Origin of the sequence: Streptomyces sp. So13.3, assembly GCF_005860785.2 — a bacterium.
Taxonomy (GTDB): domain Bacteria; phylum Actinomycetota; class Actinomycetes; order Streptomycetales; family Streptomycetaceae; genus Actinacidiphila; species Actinacidiphila fildesensis.
Genome location: NZ_CP048835.1, coordinates 787,596 through 808,746, shown reverse-complemented (window position 1 = coordinate 808,746; position 21,151 = coordinate 787,596). Strand labels below are relative to the sequence as shown.

Here is a 21,151-nt window from a genome sequence, read left to right as displayed (position 1 = left end):
GCGGGAGCCGCAATGAGAAGAATGTGTCATGCCCATGTAATTGCCGCACTGATCGGCTGCGCCTCGCTGGCGCTGGCCGTGCCCGCGCAGGCCGCCCACCCCACGTCACCCGCCCGTGCCGTACTGCCCGCAGGGGACGGCTGGGCGTCCTCGGGCACCGGGACCACCGGCGGCGCGGTGGCCGACGCCGCCCACACGTTCACCGTCAGCACCCGCGCACAGCTCGCCGCCGCTCTCCACGGCGGCGACGCCACGCCCAAGATCATCCAGGTCAAGGGCACCATCGACGGCAACACCGACGACGCCGGGCAGCCGCTGACCTGCGCGGACTACGCCACCGACGGCTACTCCCTCGACTCCTACCTCGCTGCGTACGACCCGGCCACCTGGGGCACCGGCACCCTGCCCGCCGGTGCGCAGGAGGACGCCCGCGGCGCCTCCGCCGCCCGTCAGGCCGCGCGGGTCGAGCTCGCGGTCGGCTCCAACACCACCATCGTGGGCCTCGGCAACCACGCCGGGCTGCTCGCCCTCGATCTTCAGATCAAGAACGCGGACAACGTCATCGTCCGCAATCTCACCTTCGAGGACGCCTTCGACTGCTTCCCCCAGTGGGACCCCACCGACGGCGCCACCGGCAACTGGAACTCCGAGTACGACAACCTCGTCGTCTACGGCGCCACCCACGTCTGGATCGACCACAACACGTTCACCGACGGCCGCCGCCCCGACGCCGCCCAGCCGTTCTACTTCGGACGGATCTACCAGCAGCACGACGGTGAACTCGACATCGTCAAAGGCGCCGACCTCGTCACCGCCTCCTGGAACGCCTTCACCGACCACGACAAGACGCTGCTCTTCGGCAACAGCGACAGCGCCGGTGCCACCGACGAAGGCAAGCTGCGCGTGACCCTTCACCACAACCTTCTCCAGGGCATCACCGAACGAGCGCCGCGGGTCCGCTTCGGACAGGTCGACGCCTACAACAACCACTACGTCGTAACGCCGGGCCAGGAATACGTCTACAGCCTCGGAGCCGGCTACCGGTCCCAACTCGTCGCGGAGGCCAACGCGTTCACGCTGCCCGGGTCGGTCGGCGCCGACCGGGTCATCGCGTACTGGAAGGGCACCGCGATGACGGAGGAGCGCAACGCCGTCAACGGCAAGGAAACCGACCTTCTCGGCGCGTTCAACGCCAGCCACCCCACCACGGTCATCGCCGGTGACGCGGGCTGGACTCCCACCCTGCGCACCCGCGTCGACAGCCCCACCGCGGTTCCGCACATCGTCGACTGCGGCGCGGGCGCAGGGCGGCTGTAGCGGGACAGCACTTTTGATCGCCGGGCGGGCCGACACGACCGGCCCGCCCGCGACCGACTATGCACCTGGCAAGGGCGGAGCATAGTCCAACGCTGCGTGTTTTCGCGGGAAATCATCTTACGTCCGCATCCGGCGCATCGCCGTGCGTAGTCTCACGGTCACCGCAGTGCGGCTGAGGTCCTCAACTGCCGCGAACCGAGAGGGAATCCGCGTGCCCGGAATCGATGAGTGCTTACTCGAAGCGATGGGTCTGCCCGGTGCACGGGGAGCCGCCGTCGTCGAGTGGACCACGGGACTGGCACTCGGCACTCTCGGTGTATCCCCCACGAACGACTACGAGACCACGGCGGTCGAGACGGCCGAACTGGCCCGGATGGCCGCCGAACACACCGCCTTCGCAACGGCTGGGAACCACGGGGACGCCGAGGCCGCCAAGGGATCGCCCGTCGAGGACGTCATCGTCACGACCCTCACCAGCTATCACCTGCTGCGCTTCGTCGACACCACCTTCGACAGCAGCGTGTTCTTCCATCTCTGGCTCGACCGCGACGAGGGGAATCTCGCCCTTGCCCGGATCCGGCTCCAGGGACTGGCCGAGCGTCTGGTGCTCGGATGAGAGCGCTGAACCCCTCGATGCTCGTCCGCATGGCCGGAGACCGGGCCACCGGTGCCCTGCTGCGGGAGACGGGCACGGTCTATCTTCTCGACGGAGAGGTCGTCCACGCCGAGAGTCCCGCCGCACCCGGCGTCGACGTTCTGCTGCTCGCCCGCCGCCGGCTCTCCTCGGCGGAGTGGCAGGAGACGATCGACCGGGCAGGGGCACGGTGCCGGGTCGGGCGCAGCCTCGTCGAGAGCAATCTGCTCACCAGCGGGGAGTTGGAGATCTGCCATCTCGGTGCGGTCTTCGACGCCGCGTTCTTCGCGCTCGCCCCCAGAACCGGCCCGACCCGCTTCCGCTACGGAGCCACCCACTGGTTCGGGCCCGTGCGCCCGCTGCGCGCCGAAGTCGTCGAGCGTGAGACCCGGCGGCGGCAGGAGCTGCTGGACCGGATCTGGCCGCACCCCGAGGTCGACAGCGCGCCCGTCGTCCGCGACCGGGCGGCCGACAACCCCGCGGTCACCCGGCGGCAGCGCGCCGTCCTCGATCTGGCGGACGGCATACGGACCCCGTTCGCGATGGCCCGGCTGCTGGGCCGTCCCGCCTTCCACACCCTCGTCGACGTGCGCCGGCTGGCCGCCGCCGGGCACCTGCGGACCCCCCGCAGAGCGGCGGCGGCCGAGCCTTCCCCCATCCCGGCCTGGGTCGCGGACCTGTCCGCGGACCCCGACATATCCCTGCTGCGCCGACTGCGTGACGCATTGGAGGCAACCCTGTGATCTTCCGGCCCGCCCATGAGGCACCGGCAACGCCGTCATGAGACGCGCAATGAGACAGCGCGCCGAGAGGAGACAGCTGATGGCGACGGAAGCCGATGTCCTGGAAGAGCTCCGAAGGTTACGGGCCCGCGTTCCGCATCTCACCGGCGTACTCGCGGCGAGTACCGACGGTCTGGTGCTGGCCCAGGACCTTGCCACCCCGGAGTCCGAGACCGTCGCGGCGCTCAGCGCGGCCGTGCTCTCGGTCGCCCTCCGCCTGGCGGACGGGACCGACCGGGGCGCGTTCCGGGAGCTGCTGGTCCGGGGTGAGCAGGGCTATGTCGCCACCTATGCGGCGGGCGTCTCCGTCGTTCTGACCGCATGGGCAGGGACGGACGCCAACGTGGGCCGACTCCATTTGGAGGCCCGCCGGTGCAGTGCCCGCATCGCCGAACTGACCGACGGCACGCTGATCCGGCCCGAGACCACCTGACCGCACCACCGTTCCGACGCGTCACCTACCGCACACCACCGAAAGACCGGAAGGAAGTACCCGCTCATGGCGAACATCGAGATCTGCCTCAAGGAAGCGACGACATCGATCGAGGGCACGCTGGGTGTCGCCCTCGTCGACTACACCAGCGGCATGGCACTGGGCACTCTGGGCGGCGGCAAGGACCTCGACCTGACGGTCGCCGCCGCCGGGAACACCGACGTGGTGCGCGCCAAGGTGCGCACCATGGAGATGCTCGGCCTCAAGGACGAGATCGAGGACATCCTCATCACCCTCGGCGGCCAGTACCACCTGATCCGGCTGATCAAGGGGCGCGGCAAGAACGGCCTCTTCCTCTACCTGGCCCTGGACAAGGGGCGGGCCAACCTGGCGATGGCCAGGCATCAACTCAAGAAGATCGAGGCCGAACTGGAGGTCTGACGCGGCTTGCGCACCGCCGGCCACGCGGCGGAGCCTGTGCAGGCTCGGCCGCGTGGCGACCATCAGGACGAGGTGACGCTGTAGCTGTTGGTGTTGAAGTTCAGGCCGCCGGAGGACGAGGTGATCTCGTAGCCGAACTGGACGTTGCCGAGGGTGATGTTGGAGAACCAACCCTTGGTGTTCTTGATCCAGTTGAGGATGGCGAGGATGTCGACCGTGCCGGAGCCGGTGTTGCCGGTGCGGACGAAGGAGAAGACCGCGTTGGAGCCGTTGCTGCCCTTGTAGACGGTCCAGGTGTGGCCGCCGAGCGTTATGTTGCCCTGGGAGGTCCCGAGGGGTCCGACCGCGCCGGTCCTGTTCATCCAGAGCATGATCTCGTAGGCGTTGGCGGAGTCCCACACGTCGTACGCGGTCTCGTACGCGCCAGTGCTCGGGACCGTGACGTTGAAGCTGCTCTTCACGCTGGAGAGCGAGGACAGCGGCTTCCCGACGTACTTGGTGACGTTGGGGTAGGACTTGATGCCGCCGGTGTTGGGATGGTTCGCCCAGACACCCCAGTTGCTGTACGAGTTGGCCCAGATGGTCTGGGCGCCGGCTCCGCCGCCCCAGACGTCGTTGTAGAGGGTGTAGCCACCGTTGGACCAGGTGGCCCACTGGTCGGAGGACGACCAGGTGGCGGCCTGGGCGGGCGCGGCGAGCAGGCCGAGGACGGCGAGGAACGCCAGGATCGGCGTCAGTAGCGTCGTCCTCAGGAACGGGCGCGCGGTTCTGCGCATGGGGGGACTCCCTTGCTGAGTGGGGGGTTGGTGGGGGAACCCCCGCCGAGGGGAGGTTCAGGACCAGGTCCCGGTCGGCGGGGAGACGGTGGGGGTGCGGCTTACCGTCGGCTCCGGTCTGCAGGCGCACCGTGAGGTCGGTGGCCGCCCGCAGGACGACCCGCAGCCGGCGGGCGGGCACCGACCAGGACAGCTCGGTGACGGTGACGCCGCAGCGGGTGCGGATGCCGCGCAGGGTGCCGGTGGGGAGGAAGACCGGCAGCGCGGGAAGGAGCACGAGGCGGTCGCGGGTCGAGTGCAGCAGCGCCTCGATGAGCACGGAGGGCAGGGTGTGCGCCGCGTCGGCGTTGTACACCGCGCGTCCCGGGTAATGCGAGCTCATCAGGCCGGCGTGGAAGAAGTCCTGGTCGAGCACGGAGAGCAGGGCGCCCGCCACGCGCTGTGCGTCCCCGAGCCGGGCCGCGACGAGCGCCGTGTGCAGGTGGCCGTGGGCGGAGTCGTTCTCGGCGCCTCGCAGTTCGAGGGCGCGGCGTGCCGCCCGGGCCAGTTCGGGGGTGTCGCACGGGTTGATCTCGTCGAGCGGCCACACGGGGTAGAGGTGGCTGATGTGCCGGTGGTCGTAGGCGTCTGGGGCACGCTCCGGATCGCCCGGCCAGGACCATTCCGCGAGTGCGCCGTCACGGTTGGTCCGGTAGGGCGGCAGCCGGTCGGCGAGCGCGGCGTGCGCGGGCTCACCGGTGGCTCGCAGAGCGTGCCGGGCGGCAGCGATATCCATGGTGGCGTTGGCCGTGACGGGGCTGTCGGCGCCGGCCGGGGTGTTCTCCGGGGAGTAGGAGGGGACGAGGACGAGCGCTCCGCCGGGGCCGGTGCGGGTCAGGAAGTCCTCGTAGAACGCGGCGGTCTCGGCGAGCAGCGGGGCGAGGACCTCGTGCGCGAAGAAGCGGTCGCCGGTGACGGCGGCGTGGTCCAGGAGTGGGTGCAGTAGCCAGTCGGCTCCGGCGGTCCACAGATGCAGCGGATAGGCGTCGGAGTAGTGGTAGGCGCGACCGGACAGGCCGTCGCTGTGGGCGGGGGCGACGATGCCACGCGTGCCGAAGAGGCGGGTCGCGTTGTCGCGCCAGTCGTCGAGCTGCGAGCGGATGAGTGCGGCCAGGGCGAGGGAGACCTCCGGCAGTGCCGCCACCGCGGCGGAGGACATCTGCAGATTGAGGTTGGCGTCGCAGGTGAACGCGCCCTGCCAGGCCGTCTCCCAGTCACCGGTCCAGATCCCGGTGAGGCGGGGCGGCAGCAGGCCCGAGGAGGACAGCAGATGGTGGCGGCCCGCGTCGAACAGCCGCTCCAGCAGCGCGAGTCGGTGTGCCACGGGATCGGCGAGCAGCGTCGAGGCGGGCAGCGCGCGATGCCCCTCCGGGGCGTCGAGATCGAGCTCCACGCGGTCGTACGGTTCCTGGTGGAGGGGCCGGTGGCGGGCGAACAGCGACTCAAAGGACCGCCGCGCCGCGGGCGCGCCGGGGGCGCTCCAGGGGGCGACGCGGGTGAGGAGGGTGAGCTCCGTGCAGCCTTCGGCGGACGTCGTGCCGCCCGACGTGCGCAGTGTGCCCGCGCGAGCGATGACCCGGGTCCAGCCGGAGTACCCGAGGTCGCTGTGCGGGTAGCGCACGGAGGTGGAGATCAGCGCCTCGGCCACCCGCTCTCCGCAGTCGGCGGCGGTGCTCTGCACGTGGAGCTCGTCAGGGGCTCCGGGCAGCCGTACGTCGTGGCGGATCTCCGCGGTGATCGTGCCGTACGGGGGCGGGGTGAGGCGATGGACGATCACGTCGTCGGCGCGCGAGACGAAGCATTCGGCGGTCCAGCGGCCGCCGTCCTGGGTCCAGGTGGTGCGGACGGTGCCGGTGCGGTAGTCGATCGCGCGGCGGTAGCCGGTGATTGGTGTGCGCGGTCGCCGGACGCGGACGGCGAAGGCGGGGTGGAAGGGGCGGACCCACTGCAGGGGCCGGTCGCCGACGGTGCGGTGGACGGCTTCGGCGGCGCGCCCCGCCAGGATGTCGTCGCGCAGTCGCTCCAGTCCGTCGGCCAGGTGCGGCGCGCGGCGGTCCTCGGCGCCGTTGGGCCGGACGAGCAGGTGGTGGTTGACGACCACCTGCTCGTCGGCCGGGTCGCCGTGCACCATCGCACCGTGCCGTCCGTTGCCGGTGAGGAAGGCGTCCTCCCAGCGGGCGGCGGGGAGCGGATCCCAGTTGCCGCGCCGGCGGATCGCGGTCACGATCCGGCCCGCCGCAGGACGGCGACGCCGTAACGGTCGAGGTGGATCTCGTCCGTGAGGTCGCGGCCGGTGAGCAGGTCGGTGTGGGCGCCCGGGACGGGCACCGTGGCCGGGTGCCGCCCGTGGTTGAGGAGGAAGAGCAGGTCGCCGCGGTGTACGGCCTCCACTGCTGTGGGGAGGGCAGGCAGTGGGGGCCTTACACCGGGCTCGTCGGCGGCGCGGGTGAGGAGGGCCCGCAGCGCCGCGGGTTCGGGGAGGACCGACACGTACCAGGCGGTGCCGTCTCCGTAGGGGTGGCGGGTCACGGCGGGGCGGCCGTCCAGGACGCCGCCTTTGTGGACGGCCACCGGGTGCGCGGTGGAGACTTCGAGGTCTTCCGACCAGAGCGTGCCGAGGAAGGTGCCCAGGGCGGCGTCCTCGAGGGTGACCGTCTCCCCGTCGTCGAGCGGCCACCATTCGTGGACCGCGGCCAGGCCGAGGAGTTCGCGCAGCCGGACGTCCACGCCGCCGGCACGGATGCGGTCGTCCTGGTCGGCGACTCCGGTGAAGAAGCCGCAGACCAGGGTGCCGCCCCCGCGGACGTAGCCGGCCAGGTTGTCCAGGGCGGCATCGGTGAGCAGGTAGAGGTGGGGGACGAGCAGGAGCGGGTAGTGGCTCAGATCCGTCTCGGGGTGGGCGAAGTCGGTGGTGATTCCGCTCTCCCACAGCGCCTGGTGCCAGGAGCGCAGGACCTGCTCGTAGTCGAGACGGGTGGAGGGGCGGCCGGGCTGCTGGCCGGCCCACCAGGCGTTCCAGTCGTGCAGGATCGCGGCCTGCGACTCGACGCGGCCGCCCACGGCGGCCGCCAGCCGGACCAGGTCCGCGCCGAGGCCCTTGACCTCCTGGAAGGTGCGGCCGCCCGCACCGGTGTGCGTGAGCATCCCGGAGTGGAACTTCTCGCTGCCCTGGCGGGACTGCCGCCACTGGAAGAAGCACACGGCGTCGGCGCCGCGCGCGACGGCCTGCAGCGACCACAGCCGCATCAGGCCGGGCGGTTTGGGGTGGTTTACCCCCCGCCAGTTGACCGGGCCCGCCGCCTGTTCCATGAGCATCCACGGGCCGTCGGCCTGCGAGCGGGTCAGGTCCTGGACCATCGCGCCGTACGCACCGCCGTGCGGGTCCTTGGGATCCGGGTAGATGTCGACCGAGACGACGTCCTCGCGGCTCGCCCAGGTCCAGCCGTCCTGGCCGATCCACATCGGCATGAAATTGGTGGTGACCGGTACCCCGGGGCTGTGCCGGGCGACGATGTCCCGTTCTGCGGTGAAGCACTCCAGCAGCGCGTCGGAGGTGAAGCGGCGGAAGTCCAGGCCCTGGGTCGGGTTGACGATGTACTGGACCTTGCGCGGCGGGACGATCTCCTCCCAGGAGTCATAGCGCTGGCTCCAGAAGGCGGTGCCCCAGGCTTCGTTGAGGGCTTCCAGCGATCCGTAACGCGCGCTCAGCCAGCGGCGGAAGTGGCGGGCGGTCTCGTCGCACCAGCAACTGGTGCAGTACTCGTTGTTGATGTGCCACATCCGCAGTGCCGGGTGATCGCGGTAGCGCTCGGCGAGGTCCTCGGTGATCCGGCGGGCGCAGTCGCGGTAGACGGGCGAGCTCGCGCAGAACTGGTTGCGCGACCCGTACCAGATCACCGAGCCGTCCTCGGAGCGGGGCAGCGTCTCGGGGTGACGGGCACCCATCCAGGGCGGCGGCGAGGCGGTGGGGGTGGCCAGCACCGCGCCGATGCCGTTCGCGTCCAGCAGGTCCAGCACGCGGTCGAGCCAGCTGAAGTCGCGTGCTCCCGGGCGGGGTTCGAGTCGCGCCCAGGAGAAGACCCCGACGGTCGCGGTGTTGACCCCCGCGTCACGCATCAGGCGGACGTCCTCCTGCCACACCTCTTCGGGCCATTGCTCGGGGTTGTAGTCGCCGCCGAACAGGATCCGGCCGCGGGCGGCGTCGTTCAGATCGGGCATGGAGGACACTCGCTTCGTCGGGAGGTCAGAGGGCGTCTGCGTACTGGATGCCGCGGCCGTTGGTGCCGAGGTAGACACGGCCGTGGATACGGGGGTCGCCGGTGATCGTCTGTCCGGTCCAGCCCCACTGGTGGGCGTCATCGTTGATCCGCAGCCAGCTGGCGCCCGCGTCGTCGGAGCGGAAGACACCCGTGACCCCGTTGATCCGGGCGACGTGGAAGAGCGCCGGATATCCCCGCGGGGTGAGGGACCTGCCGAATCCGAGGGTGTAGGAGGCCTCCACGCCCGGGACGCGCACGAAGGTGGCGCCGCCGTCGGTGGACCGCAGCAGACCGCTGTCCTTGGCCGACAGCCACAGATCGCCGCAGCGTCCGGGAGCGGCGCCGATGCGGTACTGGGTGTCGCCGGCGGGCAGTCCGGTGGCGGCGGCTGTGAAGACCGCGCTGGCGTCCGTGGAGACGAACAGCGTCCCGGAGCCGGTGTCGTAGGCGTAGCAGCGGGCCGGGTCGACGGGGTCGGCCACCGGGGTGGCGCCCTGGGGGAAGGTGCCCACCTCGGTCCAGTGGGCGCCGTCGTCGGTGGAACGCTGCGTCGGATAGGTGGTGCCGCTCCAGTGGATCAGCGACCACAGCAGCGTGCGGCCGTCGGCGCTGACGCAGACGGGGCCGGGCGCGCTCGCGGCCTGCTCGGGCTGGGCGGCGAAAGGCGTCCAACTGCGGCCGCCGTCCTCGGAGTAGGCGCCGTTCCGGGTCGACGACCAGCCGGTGCGGACCACGTACGAGGGCTTGAGCGCCGCCTGGTCCAGGCCGGTGGTTGAGCCGAAGACGGGGCCGGTGTACATGCCGGCGGCGGGGGAGAAGTCGAGGGAGTCGTGGTAGAAGCCGCCGATGTCGCCGAGAGCGGACAGCAGGTGGGCGGCTCCGGTAGGAGGGGAGATGAGCTTGGTGACGGCGGTCTCCTCCAGCCCGCGGATCTGCGGGGCCCAATGGACCAGGTCGCGGGTGCCGAACACGGTGGCGCCGGTGCCGTAGACGACGTGGCGGGAGTCGTGCGGGTCGATGCCGACGGTCTGGATCCACCAGCCGAACTTCGGCGCGGCCTCGCCCCACCGGAGATACGGTGTTCCGGTTACGTCGAGGACGGCGGTGTCCTTGAGCGAAGTCCAGGTCAGACCGCCGTCGGTGGTGCGGAACAGGGTGTCGACCGAACCCCAGCGGTTGTTGGTGGAAGCGATCACCGTGCCGGGGCGGCGGGCGTCGGCGGCCAGGCCCGCATAGCCGAACCGGTCTCCCTCGGCGGGCTGCACCGGAGTGATGTCGCGCCAGGTGCCCGCGGCGGTGTCGAGCCTCCACACCGAGCCGTCGGCCATGCCGTTGGGCCCGGGAGCGTCGGCGTAGGTGACGTACAGAATGCCGCAGGAGTGGACAGCGCGCTGTGGGGTACGGACGTTGGCCCCGGTGGGCTGACCGGGTACGGCTTCCCAGGTCATGCCGTCGGTCGTCCGGTACAGCGCGCTGCCTCCGTCGCCCCAGCCCGCGTAGAGGACGCGTCCGGCCGCGGCGAGGAAGGTGACGCCCTGCCCGGTGGCGGAGGGCGCGCCGGGGAAGGCTTCGGCGCGGGCCCAGCTCGCGCCGCGGTCGGACGACTTCCACAGTCCGTCGTGCCGGGTCCCCAGCCACAGCACACTGCTGTTCCGCGGGTCGACGAGGAGGCGTTCGCCCGTTCCCCGCCCGTCCTCGTTGGCGCCGAGCCGCACCGTGAGATCCGTGCGCGACCAGGTGGCGCCCCGGTCGTCGGACCGCAGTACGGCGCCGGGGGAGGCCCATGACTGCGCATAGGTACCGACCGCCAGGTACAGGCGGTCGGGGTGCGACGGGTCGACGGCCATCGCTTCGACGCCGAGGAGGTTCCAGTCGTCCCAGCCCAGCGAGTCGTTCAGCGCGGTCCACCGCGCGGTGCGCTCCTCCCACCGGTAGGCGCCGCCGATGTCGGTGCGGGCGTAGGCGAGGCCGCGCACGGCCGGGTGGAACAGCACGCCGGTCACGAAGCCGGCGCCGCCGATGGCCACGGTGCGCCAGCGGTGGGGCCGTGCCGGGTGTGTGTCGGGCTGCGCGGCACGGGCCGGGACCGCGGGCAGGGCGGCGGCGGCCGCACCGGCGACCGATCCGAGCAGCACACCGCGTCGGCTGGGCAGGGGCATGACGAAGACCTCACTGTGCTGGGGGAGTGAGCGGAGGGTCGGACGGGGCGTCAGCCCTTGACGGCGCCGATGAGCATGCCCTTGTGGAAGTGCTTCTGGACGAACGGCGAGAGCACGGCGACGGGCACCAGCGCCAGTACCATCACCGCCATCTGCACCGACAGGCTGGAGATCGCGCCGCTGCTGACCGCCTGTCCCATGGCGCCGGGCGGGACTTCCTGCTTCAGCACGATCTGCCGCAGGATCATCTGCAACGGGTACTTCTCGCTGTCGTTGATGTAGATGCTGGCGTTGAACCACTGGCTCCAGTAGCCGACCGCGTAGAAGAGCGAGACGACGGCGATCACCGCTCGGGACAGCGGCATGATGATCCGGAACAGGATCCGCCACTCGCCGGCCCCGTCGATGCGGGCGCTGTCGATGAGTTCCGGTGCCACGCCCATGAAGAAGGAGCGTAGGACCAGGATGTTGAAGACGCTGATCGCGCTGGGCAGGATCATCGACCAGTAGCTGTCCTGGAGTCCGATACCGGTCACCAGCAGGTAGGTGGGGATCAGTCCGGCGCCGAAGAACATGGTCAGCATCAGCGTCATCAGGATCGGGCGGTGGGCGAAGGAGCCGGTACGGGACAGCCCGTAGGCGCACAGGATGGAGACCGCCATGCTGAACGCCGTGCCGACCAGCGTGACCACGATGCTGACCAGGGCGGCGCGGGTGACGATCCCGCCGCTCAGCAGTTCGGTGTACGACCGGAAGGTGATCGTCTTGGGCCAGAGCACCAGGCCGCCGGCCTCGGTGATGTTCCTGCTGTCGGACAGGCTGGTGACGACCACCACCCACAGCGGCGCCAGGATGGACAGGCAGACGACGACGAGGGAGAGCCCCTTGATCCCCTGGCCGATCGCGCTGGGTTGCTCCTCCCACACCGGTCGTCCGCCGGTCCTGTCGATCTTCTCCAGGGGCGTGGCGCCCCGGCTGTCCGGGTCGGTGAGTATGGCGGTCATTTCTTGGAGTACACCCCCTGCTCGCCCAGCAAGTGGGCGGCCCGGTTGGCGAGCAGCACGAGGAGCACGCTGAACACGCCCTTGAAGATTCCGGCGGCGGCCGCGTAGCCGAAGTCGCCGGTCTTGATGCCCGTCCACCAGACGTAGGTGTCGAGGATCTCCGAGGCACCGGGTCCGACCGCGTCCCGCTGGAGGAGGATCTGCTCGAAGCCCGCGTTGAGCGAGTCGCCGACGCGCAGCACCAGCAGCAGTGCGATCACCGGGCGCAGCGCGGGCAGCGTGATGTGCCACATGCGGCGCCAGCGGTTGGCGCCGTCGACGGCGGCGGCCTCGTACAGGTCCGGGTTGACGGCGCTCAGCGCGGCGAGGAAGACGATCACGCCCCAGCCCGCGTCCTTCCAGACCGCCTGCCAGGTCACGAGGAACTTGAACAGCCCCGGGTTCGTCATCAGGTCGAAGCCGTCCACGCCGTGCTGCCGCAGGTGCTGGGCGATGAGTCCGGCGCCGCCGAACATCTGCTGGAAGACGGTGATGACCAGCACCCAGGAGAAGAAGTGCGGCAGGTACACGATCCCCTGAACCCAGGCGCGGACGCGGTCGTTGAAGACGCTGTTAAGCAGCAGGGCCAGCGCGATGGGGATCGGGAAGAAGAGGATCAGCTGGGTGAAGGTGATGCTGAGGGTGTTGCCGATCACCTCCCAGAAGCGGTAGTCCTCGAAGAGCCGCTGGAAGTTCTCGAAGCCGACGAAGGGGCTGCCGGTGATGCCGGCGCCGTAGACGTCGTACTCCTGGAACGCCACCACGTTGCCGAGCAGCGGCACGTAGTTGAAGATCAGCAGCAGGACGACGGCCGGCACCGTCATCAGCAGCAGGGTGCGGTCGCGCCGGAAGCGCTGCCGGCGGGTGATGCCGGGGGCGGGCGGCTTCGGCGTCGGAGCCGCCGCCGGGGCGGCGTGCTCCTGCCGGGCCGTGCCGTCGGTGCCGGGGTGCCGGGGCAGCCCCGCGGCGACACGGACCCTCGTCCTCACGCCCCGCTGCCGTTCTTGTCGAGGATGTCCTGGTAGAAGGCGCGCAACTGCTCGCCGCCGCTCTTCTTCCAGGTGCTGACGGCGTCCTCGACGGCGCTGACGGGCTTGCGGCCGCGCCGGATGTCCTTCTGCAGGTCGTCGAAGCCCGTGTAGAGGGAGGCGTAGCGGGTGGGTTCGACGACCTGCATGCCGTAGAACATCGGCTTCTTCAGATGGGGTGCCTGGCGTGCCATCCAGCCCGCGTAGTCCTTGACCATCTGCGGCTGGTCGGGGTGCGCGATGGAGGGCGGCGGGGCGGCGAGGAAGTAGAGCGTGGCGGGCTGGGCCTCCTGGACGCCCTGGTCGGTGAAGGCCGGGGCGCCGTCCTTGAGGTGGTAGTGCGTGCCCTCGACGCCGTAGTTGACGAGCTGGAACTCCTTCGAGCCGAACGGGGCGGCCGCGTAGTCGGCTATCGCGAGCAGTTCCTCGATCTTCTCCTTGGGGAGGTTCCTGTTGAGGAAGCTGAAGATCCCGGCCTGGTCGTCCTGCCACAGCAGCGGGGTACCGCCGTCGGCCGCGAAGTAGTCCAGCGCCTGCATGTCGAACTTCGGGTTCTGCTTGGACTGTTCCGAGACCATGCCGTACCAGCCGCCGGTGCCGTCCTGGTACATGACGGTCTGGCCGGAGGTGAAGCGGATCTTCGCGTCGCCGTCCTTGCCCGCGTCGGCGTCGGGGTGGACCAGTTTCTGGTCGTGGAGCTTGCGGGCGAAGGCGAGCGCTTCGCGGTACTCCTGGGTCTCTATCTTGTGGACGAGCTTGCCGTCCTTGAGCTGCCAGTAGTGCGGCGCGTCCGGGAGGACGCCGTAGAGCTTCTGGATGCATGTCCACAGGTCGTCGAAGGCCCACCGCTTGTTCTTCGCGTCGGTGACCGACTTGCCGAAGGAGACGATCTCGTCCGCCGTCTTCGGCAGCGCCACGCCGGCGGCGTCGACGAGGTCCTTGCGGTAGAAGATCGCGTTGCCGAGCACGCCGCCGGAGTTGGGCAGGCCGCGCAGTTTGCCGCCGAAGACCGCCATCTGCCAGGCGCCGGTGGGGATGGCCGCGAGGTTCGGGTACTTCTTGACGGCGTCACCGGACAGGTACGGGCCCAGATCGGCGAACCTGTTCTCGATGGCGTTGCGGATCTGGCCCTGCATGTTCCAGCCGGGGATGGTGACCAGGTCGGGGATGCCGCTCGACGCGAGCACCGCGCCGATCTTCTCCTGGTAGGTGGTGCCGTCCAGCGGGTCGAACTCCACCGTGGCTCCGAGCGCTTCGTCGACCGCCTTGTAGTAGGCGTTGTCCTTCTTCGGGACGGTCCCCCAGATCGGGGTCATCGCCTTGAAGGTGCTTCCCTTGCCGGGTTTGGCCTTGACCGAGACGACCAGCGGGTCGGGGAGCTTGGTGAAGCCGGGGCTCGAGCCGTTCACGCCGGGGATGTCCGGGGCGACCAGCGTCGAGGGTATGTAGGCGGGCAGCACCTTCTTCAGCGCGTCGCCGGTGGCGACGCTTCCCTTGTTGCTCGTGCTCTTCGAGGACGAGCACGCGGTGAACAGGGGGCCGCCCGCGGTGATCGCGGCTACGGCTATCGCGCCGGTGAGGAAGGTTCTCCGGCTGGGAGTGGCTGGTTCGGCCGGAGCCGGGGCCTGGGAGTTCGGCATTGCGTCAACCCTTCGTGGCGGCACCAGGACACGTGGCGGAGCACGCCGGCCGGCATCTCAATGGGGTCTGGCAGAAGATGGGGAACCATCGGTCGAAGCGCTTCGATGTTGCGATGAGGTTAAGTGTGTGTGGCGGGCCGCGCAAGAGTCCGCAGTGCGCGGAATCGCCGACCGCACCGGCAAGGGACTGGGGACTTTGGGCCGTTACCGTCGTATGCCTTGACAGTGCCGACCCCTCACACCAGCATCGAAGCGCTTCGAAGCCCATAGTCGTTCCGCGCCTGTTCCACTCGAAGGGGCCTGTGTGACCACCGACGACCTGCCGTTCCGCGATCCGCGACTCCCCCTGGCCGACAGGGTCGAGGACCTGATCGGACGGCTCACACCCGACGAGCGGATCGCGATGCTGCACCAGTTCGCCCCCGCGGTGCCGCGGCTGGGCCTGGACGCCTTCCGTACCGGACAGGAAGCGCTGCACGGCGTCGCCTGGAGCGGCCCGGCCACCGTGTTCCCCCAGGCCGTCGGTCTCGGTGCGAGCTGGGACGCGGAGCTGGTGCGCGCGGTCGGGGAGGCCGTCGGCACCGAGGTGCGGGCGATGCGCTCGCGCGACTCCCGCGTGGGGCTCAACGTCTGGGCGCCGACTGTCAACCTGCTGCGGGACCCGCGATGGGGCCGCAACGAGGAGGGGTACTCGGAGGACCCGCGACTCACCTCCGATCTCGCCACCGCCTACACCTCCGGGCTGCGGGGCGACGACCCGGACCACTGGCGCACCGCGCCGGTCCTCAAGCACTGGCTGGCGCACAACAACGAGACCGCCCGCGACACCACTTCCTCCTCCGTGCGCCCCCGCGTGCTGCACGAATACGACCTGCCCGCCTTCCGCGGACCCATCGAGGCGGGCACCGTCGCCGGAGTGATGCCCGCGTACAACCTGGTCAACGGCCGCCCGAACCACGTCTCCCCGCTGCTCGACGAGCAGCTGCGCCGGTGGACCGGCCAGGATCTCATCGTCTGCTCTGATGCCGGCGCCCCGTCGAACCTGGTCGACTCCGAGCACTACTTCGACTCGCACGAGGAGGCGACGGCCGCCGCGCTGCGCGCCGGAGTGGACAGCTTCACCGACCACGACCAGGACTCGTCGAAGATCACCGACAGGCTGAACGGTGCGCTGCGGCGCGGCCTGATCGACCAGAAGGACATCGACACCGCGGTACGCCGGCTGCTGGCCCTGCGCGTCCGGCTCGGTGAGTTCGACCCGGACCGGGGTCCGTACGCGGCCACCGACCTGAGCTCCTACGACACCCCTGCCCATCGCGCGCTCGCGCTGCGGGCGGCGGAGGCCGACGTGGTGCTGCTCAAGAACGACGGGCTGCTGCCGCTGGACGGGAGCGGTACGCGAACGGTCGCGGTGGTCGGCCCGCTCGCCGACGAGGTGAAGACGGACTGGTACAGCGGCAGCCTGATCCGGCGCGCCTCGCTGGTGGACGCGTTGCGCGAGCGCCTGGGCGCCGACCGGGTGATCTTCGCCGAGGGCGCGGACCGGGTCCGGTTGCGGACGGCCGACGGCTGGGTGCAGGTGCCGGAGCCCGCCGCGGACGTCGCCTCCCGCGCGGGCGAGGCCTCCCTGAACCCGGCACACCTCACCGGCCGCACGGACCTGCCGCCCGTGCGCCTTGGCGACCGGCCCACCGAACTGACCCTGACGGAGTGGGGCGAGGGCCTGCTGACGCTGCGGGCGCCCTCCGGCCGCCACCTGACCGTTGCCGAGGACGGCTGTGTGCGCGCCGCCGCCGACCAGCCCGGCGGCTGGATCGTGCAGGAGACGTTCAGGCTGGAGCAGCACGGCGACGCTCACCTCCTCGAACACCCGGGTACGGGCCGGTACATCCAAGTCACCGCCGACGGGCTGAAGGTTGCCGACCAGGGCACCGCGTTCACAGTGGAGATCACCAGGCGCGGCCTGGAGGAGGTGGCGCACGCCGCTGGCGCCGCCGACACCGTGATCGTCGTGGCGGGCAACGACCCGCACATCAACGGCCGTGAGACCGAGGACCGCCGGACGCTGGCCCTGCCGGAGCGGCAGGACGCCCTCTGGCGCGCCGCCCACGCCGCCAACCCGCGCACGGTCCTGGCCCTGACCTCCAGCTACCCCTACGCCGTCGCTGAGGCCGATGCCGCGCTTCCCGCGCTGCTGTGGACCGCGCACGGCGGCCAGTCGGCGGGCACCGCCCTCGCCCGCGTGCTGTTCGGCGACGTCTCCCCGTCCGGACGCCTGCCCCAGACCTGGTACGCCGCCGACGAGCACCTGCCGGACCTGCTCGACTACGACATCATCAGCGCGGGCGCCACCTACCTCTACTTCCGGGGAACGCCCCTCTACCCCTTCGGCCACGGGCTGTCGTACGCGTCCTTCGACTACCGCGAACTGGACCTGTCACTCGAGGGCGACATGGTCTCCGGCACGCTCACGGTCACCAACACCGGCCGTACCGCCGGCACCGAGACCGTCCAGCTGTACGCCGGGGCGCCCGACACCGGGGTGCGGCGGCCCGCCCGCACCCTCATCGGGTACGGCCGGCTGTCCCTGCCGCCCGGTGAGTCCGGCACCCTCGCCTTCACCGTGCCGCTCGACCGGCTCGGCTTCTGGGACGTGGCCCACGGGCTGTGGACCGTCGGCCCGGGCGCGTACGAGATCCAGGCCGGCGCGTCCAGTGCCGACATCCGCGTGACGCGCATCCTCACGGTCGGTGGCGAGCCACCCGCCCCGCGCCAGGTGCGCGGGCGCGGCCTCGCGGGCGCGGACTTCGACGAGCAGGGCGGCGTGGTGCTGGTCGATCGGTCGAAGGAGCGCGGCGACGCGGTCACTCCGGGCGGTACGGAGCCGGGCTGGCTGCTCTTCCGCGGCTGCGACTTCGGCAGGGAGGGGCCGGACACGGTGGTGGTGCGGGTCTCCCGGGAAGAGGCCGCTCCGAGCGGGGCATCGCTCGAACTGCGCCTGGGCGACGGCACGGCGCTGGCGACCGTCGACGTGCCGGTGACCGGCAGTCGTTACGCCTACGCGGACGTGCGGGTACCGCTCGACGCCGTTCCGGCAGGCGTCCACGACCTGCACCTGAGTCTGCGCGGCCCGGTACGCCTGGACCGGCTGGACTTCTCCCGCTGATCCAGCTGATCCCGCTGATCCCGCGGACGCGAGAACGCCCCCGGCCCGACCGCCGGGGGCGCTGCGCTGCGGCCCTACGGGCGAATCGGGAGCTCCGCCCCGTCCCGCAGGAAGAGCGGAATGCGTTCCAGGGGTGCGGGCACCGTCACGGACCGCCCGCCCTCGTACGCGTCGCCGGTCCAGGCATCGGTCCACCGCGCGCCGCGCGGGAGGTACACGGTGCGCTCGCGCGCACCCGCCTCCAGCACGGGGGCGACCAGCAGGTCGGGACCGAGGAGGAAGGCGTCACCGACGCCCCAGGCCGTCTCGTCCTCGGGGAATTCCAGGAACAGCGGGCGCATCGGCGGGACGCCGTCCTCGTGCGCGGTGCGCATCTGCGCCAGCAGGTACGGCTTGAGGCGCTCACGCAACCGCAGGTAGCCGGTGAGGATCCCGTACGCCTCCTCGCCGTACGACCAGACCTCGTTGGGGCCGCCGGTCATGTCGGGTCCGAGCGGCATGCCGGGGTCGCGGAAGCCGTGCAGCCGGAAGAGCGGGCTGAAGGCGCCGTACTGGAACCAGCGCACCAGCACCTCCCGGTAGGCGCCGTCGTCCGGGTCGCCGCCGTGGAAGCCGCCGATGTCAGTGTTCCACCAGGGGATGCCGGACAGCGCGACATGCAGTCCGGCCGTCACCTGGTCGCGCAGTGTGGGGAAGTCGGTGCCGATGTCGCCCGACCACAGGGCGGCGCCGTAGCGCTGGCTGCCGGCCCACGCGGAACGGTTGAGGGTCACCACCTCCTCGTCCCCGGCCGCGAGCAGGCCCTCGTGGAAGGTGCGGGAGTTCTCGCGCGGATACAGGTTGCCGACCTCCAGGCCGGGGCCCGCGTGGTAGCGGAGGTTGGCGGCGTGTCCGGGCTTGAGCTCGGGCTCGCAGGCGTCCAGCCAGAACGCCTTGATGCCGTAAGGGGTGAGGTAGTTGTCCTTGATCCGCTGCCACACGTATGCACGGGCATGCGGATTGGTGGCGTCGTAGAAGGCCACCTGGACCGGCTCCGCGACCTGTTTGTCCGGCCAGTCGGCATGCGCCATCGGACCGTACTCGGTGCCGATGAAGTGCCCGGCCTGCTCCATCGGCTGGTGGGTCTCGCTGAGCGGCGAGACGGACGGCCAGACGGAGACGGCCAGCTGCACGCCCATCTCGGCGAGTTCGCGGGTCATCGCGGCGGGGTCCGGCCACTCGGCGGGGTCGAACTTCCACTCGCCCAGGTGCGTCCAGTGGAAGAAGTCGCAGACGATCACGGCGAGCGGCAGGCCGCGCCGCCGGTACTCGCGGGCGACGCCGAGCAGTTCGTCCTGGGTGCGGTAACGCAGTTTGCACTGCCAGAAACCGGCGGCCCATTCGGGGAGCATCGGGGTGCGGCCGGTGACCGCGGTGTAGCGGCGCTGCGCGGCGGCCGGAACTCCCGCCGTGATCCAGTAGTCGGTCTGCCGTGCGCTGTCGGCGACCCAGCGGGTGCCGGTGGCGGCCAGTTCGACGCGGCCGATCGCCGGATTGTTCCACAGGAAGGTGTATCCCCGGCTGGAGGTGAGGACGGGGATCGTCACCTCGGAGTTGCGCTGCACCAGGTCGATGACGGCGCCCTTCTGGTCGAGCAGGCCGTGCTGGTGCTGGCCCAGCCCGTACAACCGCTCACCGTCGTAGGCGCGGAAGCGCTGCTCGATGCGGTGGTAGCCGTTGCCGGTCGCGGTGCGCAGCCGCGGTCCTGGCCACCAGAAGTGCGCCCGCTCCTCGGCGAGGAGTTCCTCGCCGCTGTCGGTGCGCAGGAAGCGCAGCATGCCCTCCGCGTCGACGGTCGCGGTGATCGCGCCGTTGACCAGCAGTGCGTGGCCGTCCTCGATCTTGATAGCCACGGACGGGGCGGACGGCGGCTCGTCCAGGAGGGCTCCGGGCAGATCGTCGAGCAGCGGGCCGCCGAGCCGGGCCCGTACCCTTATCGCGTCCGGGCCCCAGGCTTCGACGCGCAGTGTCTCCTGGCGTCCGGTCCACTCCAGGCCGCCCGCGCGTTCGCTGAACGTGCCGGCCGTGGGTGAGGACTGGGCGAGGGACACGGCGGGCGGAGTCTGACTCACGGTGGGGTCTCCTTCAGAGCGCGAGGGATCTCAGGGCGTGCGGCATCGCGGTCCGGCGCCGTGGGCTGCGGGACCCGGGAGGAGAGTGGAAGATCTCAGACGGCGGGTGCGGGCCCGGTGCTGCCGCGCACGGTGAGCTGCGGCGGGAGCAGCGTGAGCGGTCGCGGCTCGCGGCCCTCCAGCTTGCCCATCACCAGCTCGACGGCCCGGCGCCCCATGTCCTGGGCGGGGATGGCCACCGACGTGAGCCGTACGGAAGCCTGCTCGGCGACCTGGTCGGGACAGATCGCGATCACCGACACGTCCTCGGGGACCGCCCGGCCCTGCTGCTGGAGCAGGCTGAGCAGGGGGCCGACGGACGACTCGTTCTGCACCACGAGGGCGCTGGTGCGGGGCCGCTCCTCGAAGATGCGCGACAGGACCCCGGCGGTGGACTCGTAGCTGCCGTCGCAGGGGCGGTGGATGAGCCGCAGGTCCCGCTCACGGGCGCGCCGGCGCAACCCCTCCATCGTGCGCTCGGCGAATCCGGTGTGCCGCTGGTAGACCGCGGGAGCCTCGCCGATCACCGCGATGTCGCGGTACCCGAGGTCGGCGAGATGATCCCCGCACAGTTCTCCGGTGGCGGTGAAGTCCAGGTCGACGCAGGTCAGTCCGGAGGGATCGGCCGGCAGCCCGATCAGGACCGACGGGTGGACCGAATCCCGCAGCAGCGGGACGCGTTCGTCCTCCAGCTCGACATCCATCACGATCATGGCGTCCGCCAGCCCGCTCCCGATCACCCGTCGCACGGCGGCGGGGCCCTCCTCGCCGGTCAGCAGCAGCACGTCATGGCCGTACTGACGTGCCGTGGTGGCCACGGCGATGGCGATCTCCATCATCACCGGCACGTACATGTCCGTCCGCAGCGGCACCATGAGCGCCACGATGTGCGACCGGTTGCTGGCGAGCGCCCTGGCTCCCGCGTTGGGGTGGTAGCCGAGTTCCTGGATGCTGCGCTCGACGCGGTCGCGGGTCCCCTCCGAGATCGAGCGCTTGCCGCTGAGAACGTACGACACCGTGCTGGCGGAGACACCGGCGTGCCGGGCGACCTCGGCGAGCGTGGCCATGGAGGGTCTCCATCCGACGAGGGCGAAGGGGTTGCACAGGACAACCTATCGATTGAAGCGCTTCGACAACATTCGCGACCCTGTCCTGTGACAGCTGCCGCGTATCGACACTAGACGCGGCCCAAGCTGGTGTCCAGAGTTCAGTCGAAGCGCTTCAACGCCTCGCCTGCAACGCCTTCGCTGCAACCTGTCTGATGCCTCGTCCCGCCAGACAGGT

General features: G+C 70.8%; 15 protein-coding genes and 1 pseudogene. 7 read left to right on the top strand and 9 right to left on the bottom strand.

Annotated features, from left to right (window positions below; all coding sequences use genetic code 11):
• Window positions 1-12 precede the first annotated feature (12 nt).
• From C8250_RS03815 to C8250_RS03795, 5 genes are all read left to right on the top strand, one after another.
• Window positions 13-1,317 (top strand): pectate lyase, encoded by a 1,305-nt coding sequence (locus C8250_RS03815; RefSeq protein WP_138351591.1) that lies wholly within the window; start codon window positions 13-15, stop codon window positions 1,315-1,317.
• A 211-nt stretch (window positions 1,318-1,528) separates the two neighbouring features.
• Window positions 1,529-1,933 (top strand): hypothetical protein, encoded by a 405-nt coding sequence (locus C8250_RS03810; protein ID WP_138351592.1) that lies wholly within the window; start codon window positions 1,529-1,531, stop codon window positions 1,931-1,933.
• Window positions 1,930-2,694 carry a transcriptional regulator gene (locus C8250_RS03805; RefSeq protein WP_138351593.1) on the top strand — a complete coding sequence of 255 codons (765 nt, stop codon included), beginning with the start codon at window positions 1,930-1,932 and terminating at the stop codon, window positions 2,692-2,694. The genes C8250_RS03810 and C8250_RS03805 overlap by 4 nt, the downstream gene beginning before the upstream one ends.
• Before the next feature lie 37 nt (window positions 2,695-2,731).
• Complete coding sequence (locus C8250_RS03800; protein ID WP_138351594.1) at window positions 2,732-3,166, top strand: roadblock/LC7 domain-containing protein; 435 nt, start codon at window positions 2,732-2,734, stop codon at window positions 3,164-3,166.
• 66 nt (window positions 3,167-3,232) lie between these two features.
• Window positions 3,233-3,607, top strand: coding sequence for a hypothetical protein (locus C8250_RS03795; protein ID WP_138351595.1), 375 nt, complete (start codon window positions 3,233-3,235; stop codon window positions 3,605-3,607).
• A gap of 62 nt (window positions 3,608-3,669) precedes the next feature.
• Here C8250_RS03795 and C8250_RS03790 read toward each other — a convergent pair whose 3' ends face one another.
• Complete coding sequence (locus C8250_RS03790) at window positions 3,670-4,383, bottom strand: hypothetical protein (RefSeq protein WP_138351596.1); 714 nt, start codon at window positions 4,381-4,383, stop codon at window positions 3,670-3,672.
• Window positions 4,384-4,477: 94 nt separating this feature from the next.
• Here C8250_RS03790 and C8250_RS44725 point away from each other — a divergent pair, with 94 nt between their 5' ends.
• Entirely contained in the window at window positions 4,478-5,368 is an 891-nt protein-coding gene (locus tag C8250_RS44725; protein WP_346268718.1) for a hypothetical protein, read from the top strand.
• A 603-nt stretch (window positions 5,369-5,971) separates the two neighbouring features.
• Here the strand turns inward: C8250_RS44725 and C8250_RS44720 are convergent.
• The 6 genes and pseudogenes from C8250_RS44720 to C8250_RS03760 all read right to left on the bottom strand — a co-directional run.
• A pseudogene (locus C8250_RS44720) lies at window positions 5,972-6,553 on the bottom strand (glycoside hydrolase N-terminal domain-containing protein); the annotation flags it as partial.
• Window positions 6,554-6,642: 89 nt separating this feature from the next.
• Entirely contained in the window at window positions 6,643-8,640 is a 1,998-nt protein-coding gene (locus C8250_RS03780) for a beta-galactosidase (protein WP_138354568.1), read from the bottom strand.
• A gap of 25 nt (window positions 8,641-8,665) precedes the next feature.
• Window positions 8,666-10,840 carry a sialidase family protein gene (locus tag C8250_RS03775; protein ID WP_138354569.1) on the bottom strand — a complete coding sequence of 725 codons (2,175 nt, stop codon included), beginning with the start codon at window positions 10,838-10,840 and terminating at the stop codon, window positions 8,666-8,668.
• Window positions 10,841-10,890: 50 nt separating this feature from the next.
• On the bottom strand, window positions 10,891-11,844 hold the full coding sequence (locus C8250_RS03770) for a carbohydrate ABC transporter permease (RefSeq protein WP_138354570.1): 954 nt from the start codon (window positions 11,842-11,844) through the stop codon (window positions 10,891-10,893).
• The gene (locus tag C8250_RS03765; protein ID WP_138354571.1) at window positions 11,841-12,872 is read right to left on the bottom strand and encodes an ABC transporter permease subunit; all 1,032 of its coding nucleotides are present in this window, start codon (window positions 12,870-12,872) and stop codon (window positions 11,841-11,843) included. Before C8250_RS03765 ends, C8250_RS03770 begins: the two co-directional genes overlap by 4 nt.
• Window positions 12,869-14,479, bottom strand: a complete 1,611-nt coding sequence (locus C8250_RS03760) for an extracellular solute-binding protein (protein WP_138354665.1) — start codon at window positions 14,477-14,479, stop codon at window positions 12,869-12,871. The genes C8250_RS03765 and C8250_RS03760 overlap by 4 nt, the downstream gene beginning before the upstream one ends.
• A 376-nt stretch (window positions 14,480-14,855) precedes the next feature.
• On the opposite strand from C8250_RS03760, the gene C8250_RS03755 reads away from it, so the two are divergent.
• Window positions 14,856-17,717 (top strand): glycoside hydrolase family 3 C-terminal domain-containing protein, encoded by a 2,862-nt coding sequence (locus C8250_RS03755; RefSeq protein ID WP_244808959.1) that lies wholly within the window; start codon window positions 14,856-14,858, stop codon window positions 17,715-17,717.
• 74 nt (window positions 17,718-17,791) lie between these two features.
• Here the strand turns inward: C8250_RS03755 and C8250_RS03750 are convergent, their stop codons facing one another.
• Window positions 17,792-19,828, bottom strand: coding sequence for a TIM-barrel domain-containing protein (locus tag C8250_RS03750; protein WP_138354572.1), 2,037 nt, complete (start codon window positions 19,826-19,828; stop codon window positions 17,792-17,794).
• Between the two features lie 95 nt (window positions 19,829-19,923).
• On the bottom strand, window positions 19,924-20,934 hold the full coding sequence (locus tag C8250_RS03745; protein ID WP_138354573.1) for a LacI family DNA-binding transcriptional regulator: 1,011 nt from the start codon (window positions 20,932-20,934) through the stop codon (window positions 19,924-19,926).
• Window positions 20,935-21,151 lie beyond the last annotated feature (217 nt).

Bases quoted from the DNA above. Each gene is read 5' to 3' on its own strand.
- C8250_RS03795 (WP_138351595.1), top strand. From the start codon at position 3,233: ATGGCGAACATCGAGATCTGCCTCAAGGAAGCGACGACATCGATCGAG.
- C8250_RS03790 (WP_138351596.1), bottom strand. From the start codon at position 4,383: ATGCGCAGAACCGCGCGCCCGTTCCTGAGGACGACGCTACTGACGCCG.
- C8250_RS03745 (WP_138354573.1), bottom strand. From the start codon at position 20,934: ATGGCCACGCTCGCCGAGGTCGCCCGGCACGCCGGTGTCTCCGCCAGC.
- C8250_RS03780 (WP_138354568.1), bottom strand. From the start codon at position 8,640: ATGCCCGATCTGAACGACGCCGCCCGCGGCCGGATCCTGTTCGGCGGC.
- C8250_RS03805 (WP_138351593.1), top strand. From the start codon at position 1,930: ATGAGAGCGCTGAACCCCTCGATGCTCGTCCGCATGGCCGGAGACCGG.
- C8250_RS03800 (WP_138351594.1), top strand. From the start codon at position 2,732: ATGAGACGCGCAATGAGACAGCGCGCCGAGAGGAGACAGCTGATGGCG.
- C8250_RS03815 (WP_138351591.1), top strand. From the start codon at position 13: ATGAGAAGAATGTGTCATGCCCATGTAATTGCCGCACTGATCGGCTGC.
- C8250_RS03770 (WP_138354570.1), bottom strand. From the start codon at position 11,844: ATGACCGCCATACTCACCGACCCGGACAGCCGGGGCGCCACGCCCCTG.
- C8250_RS03775 (WP_138354569.1), bottom strand. From the start codon at position 10,840: ATGCCCCTGCCCAGCCGACGCGGTGTGCTGCTCGGATCGGTCGCCGGT.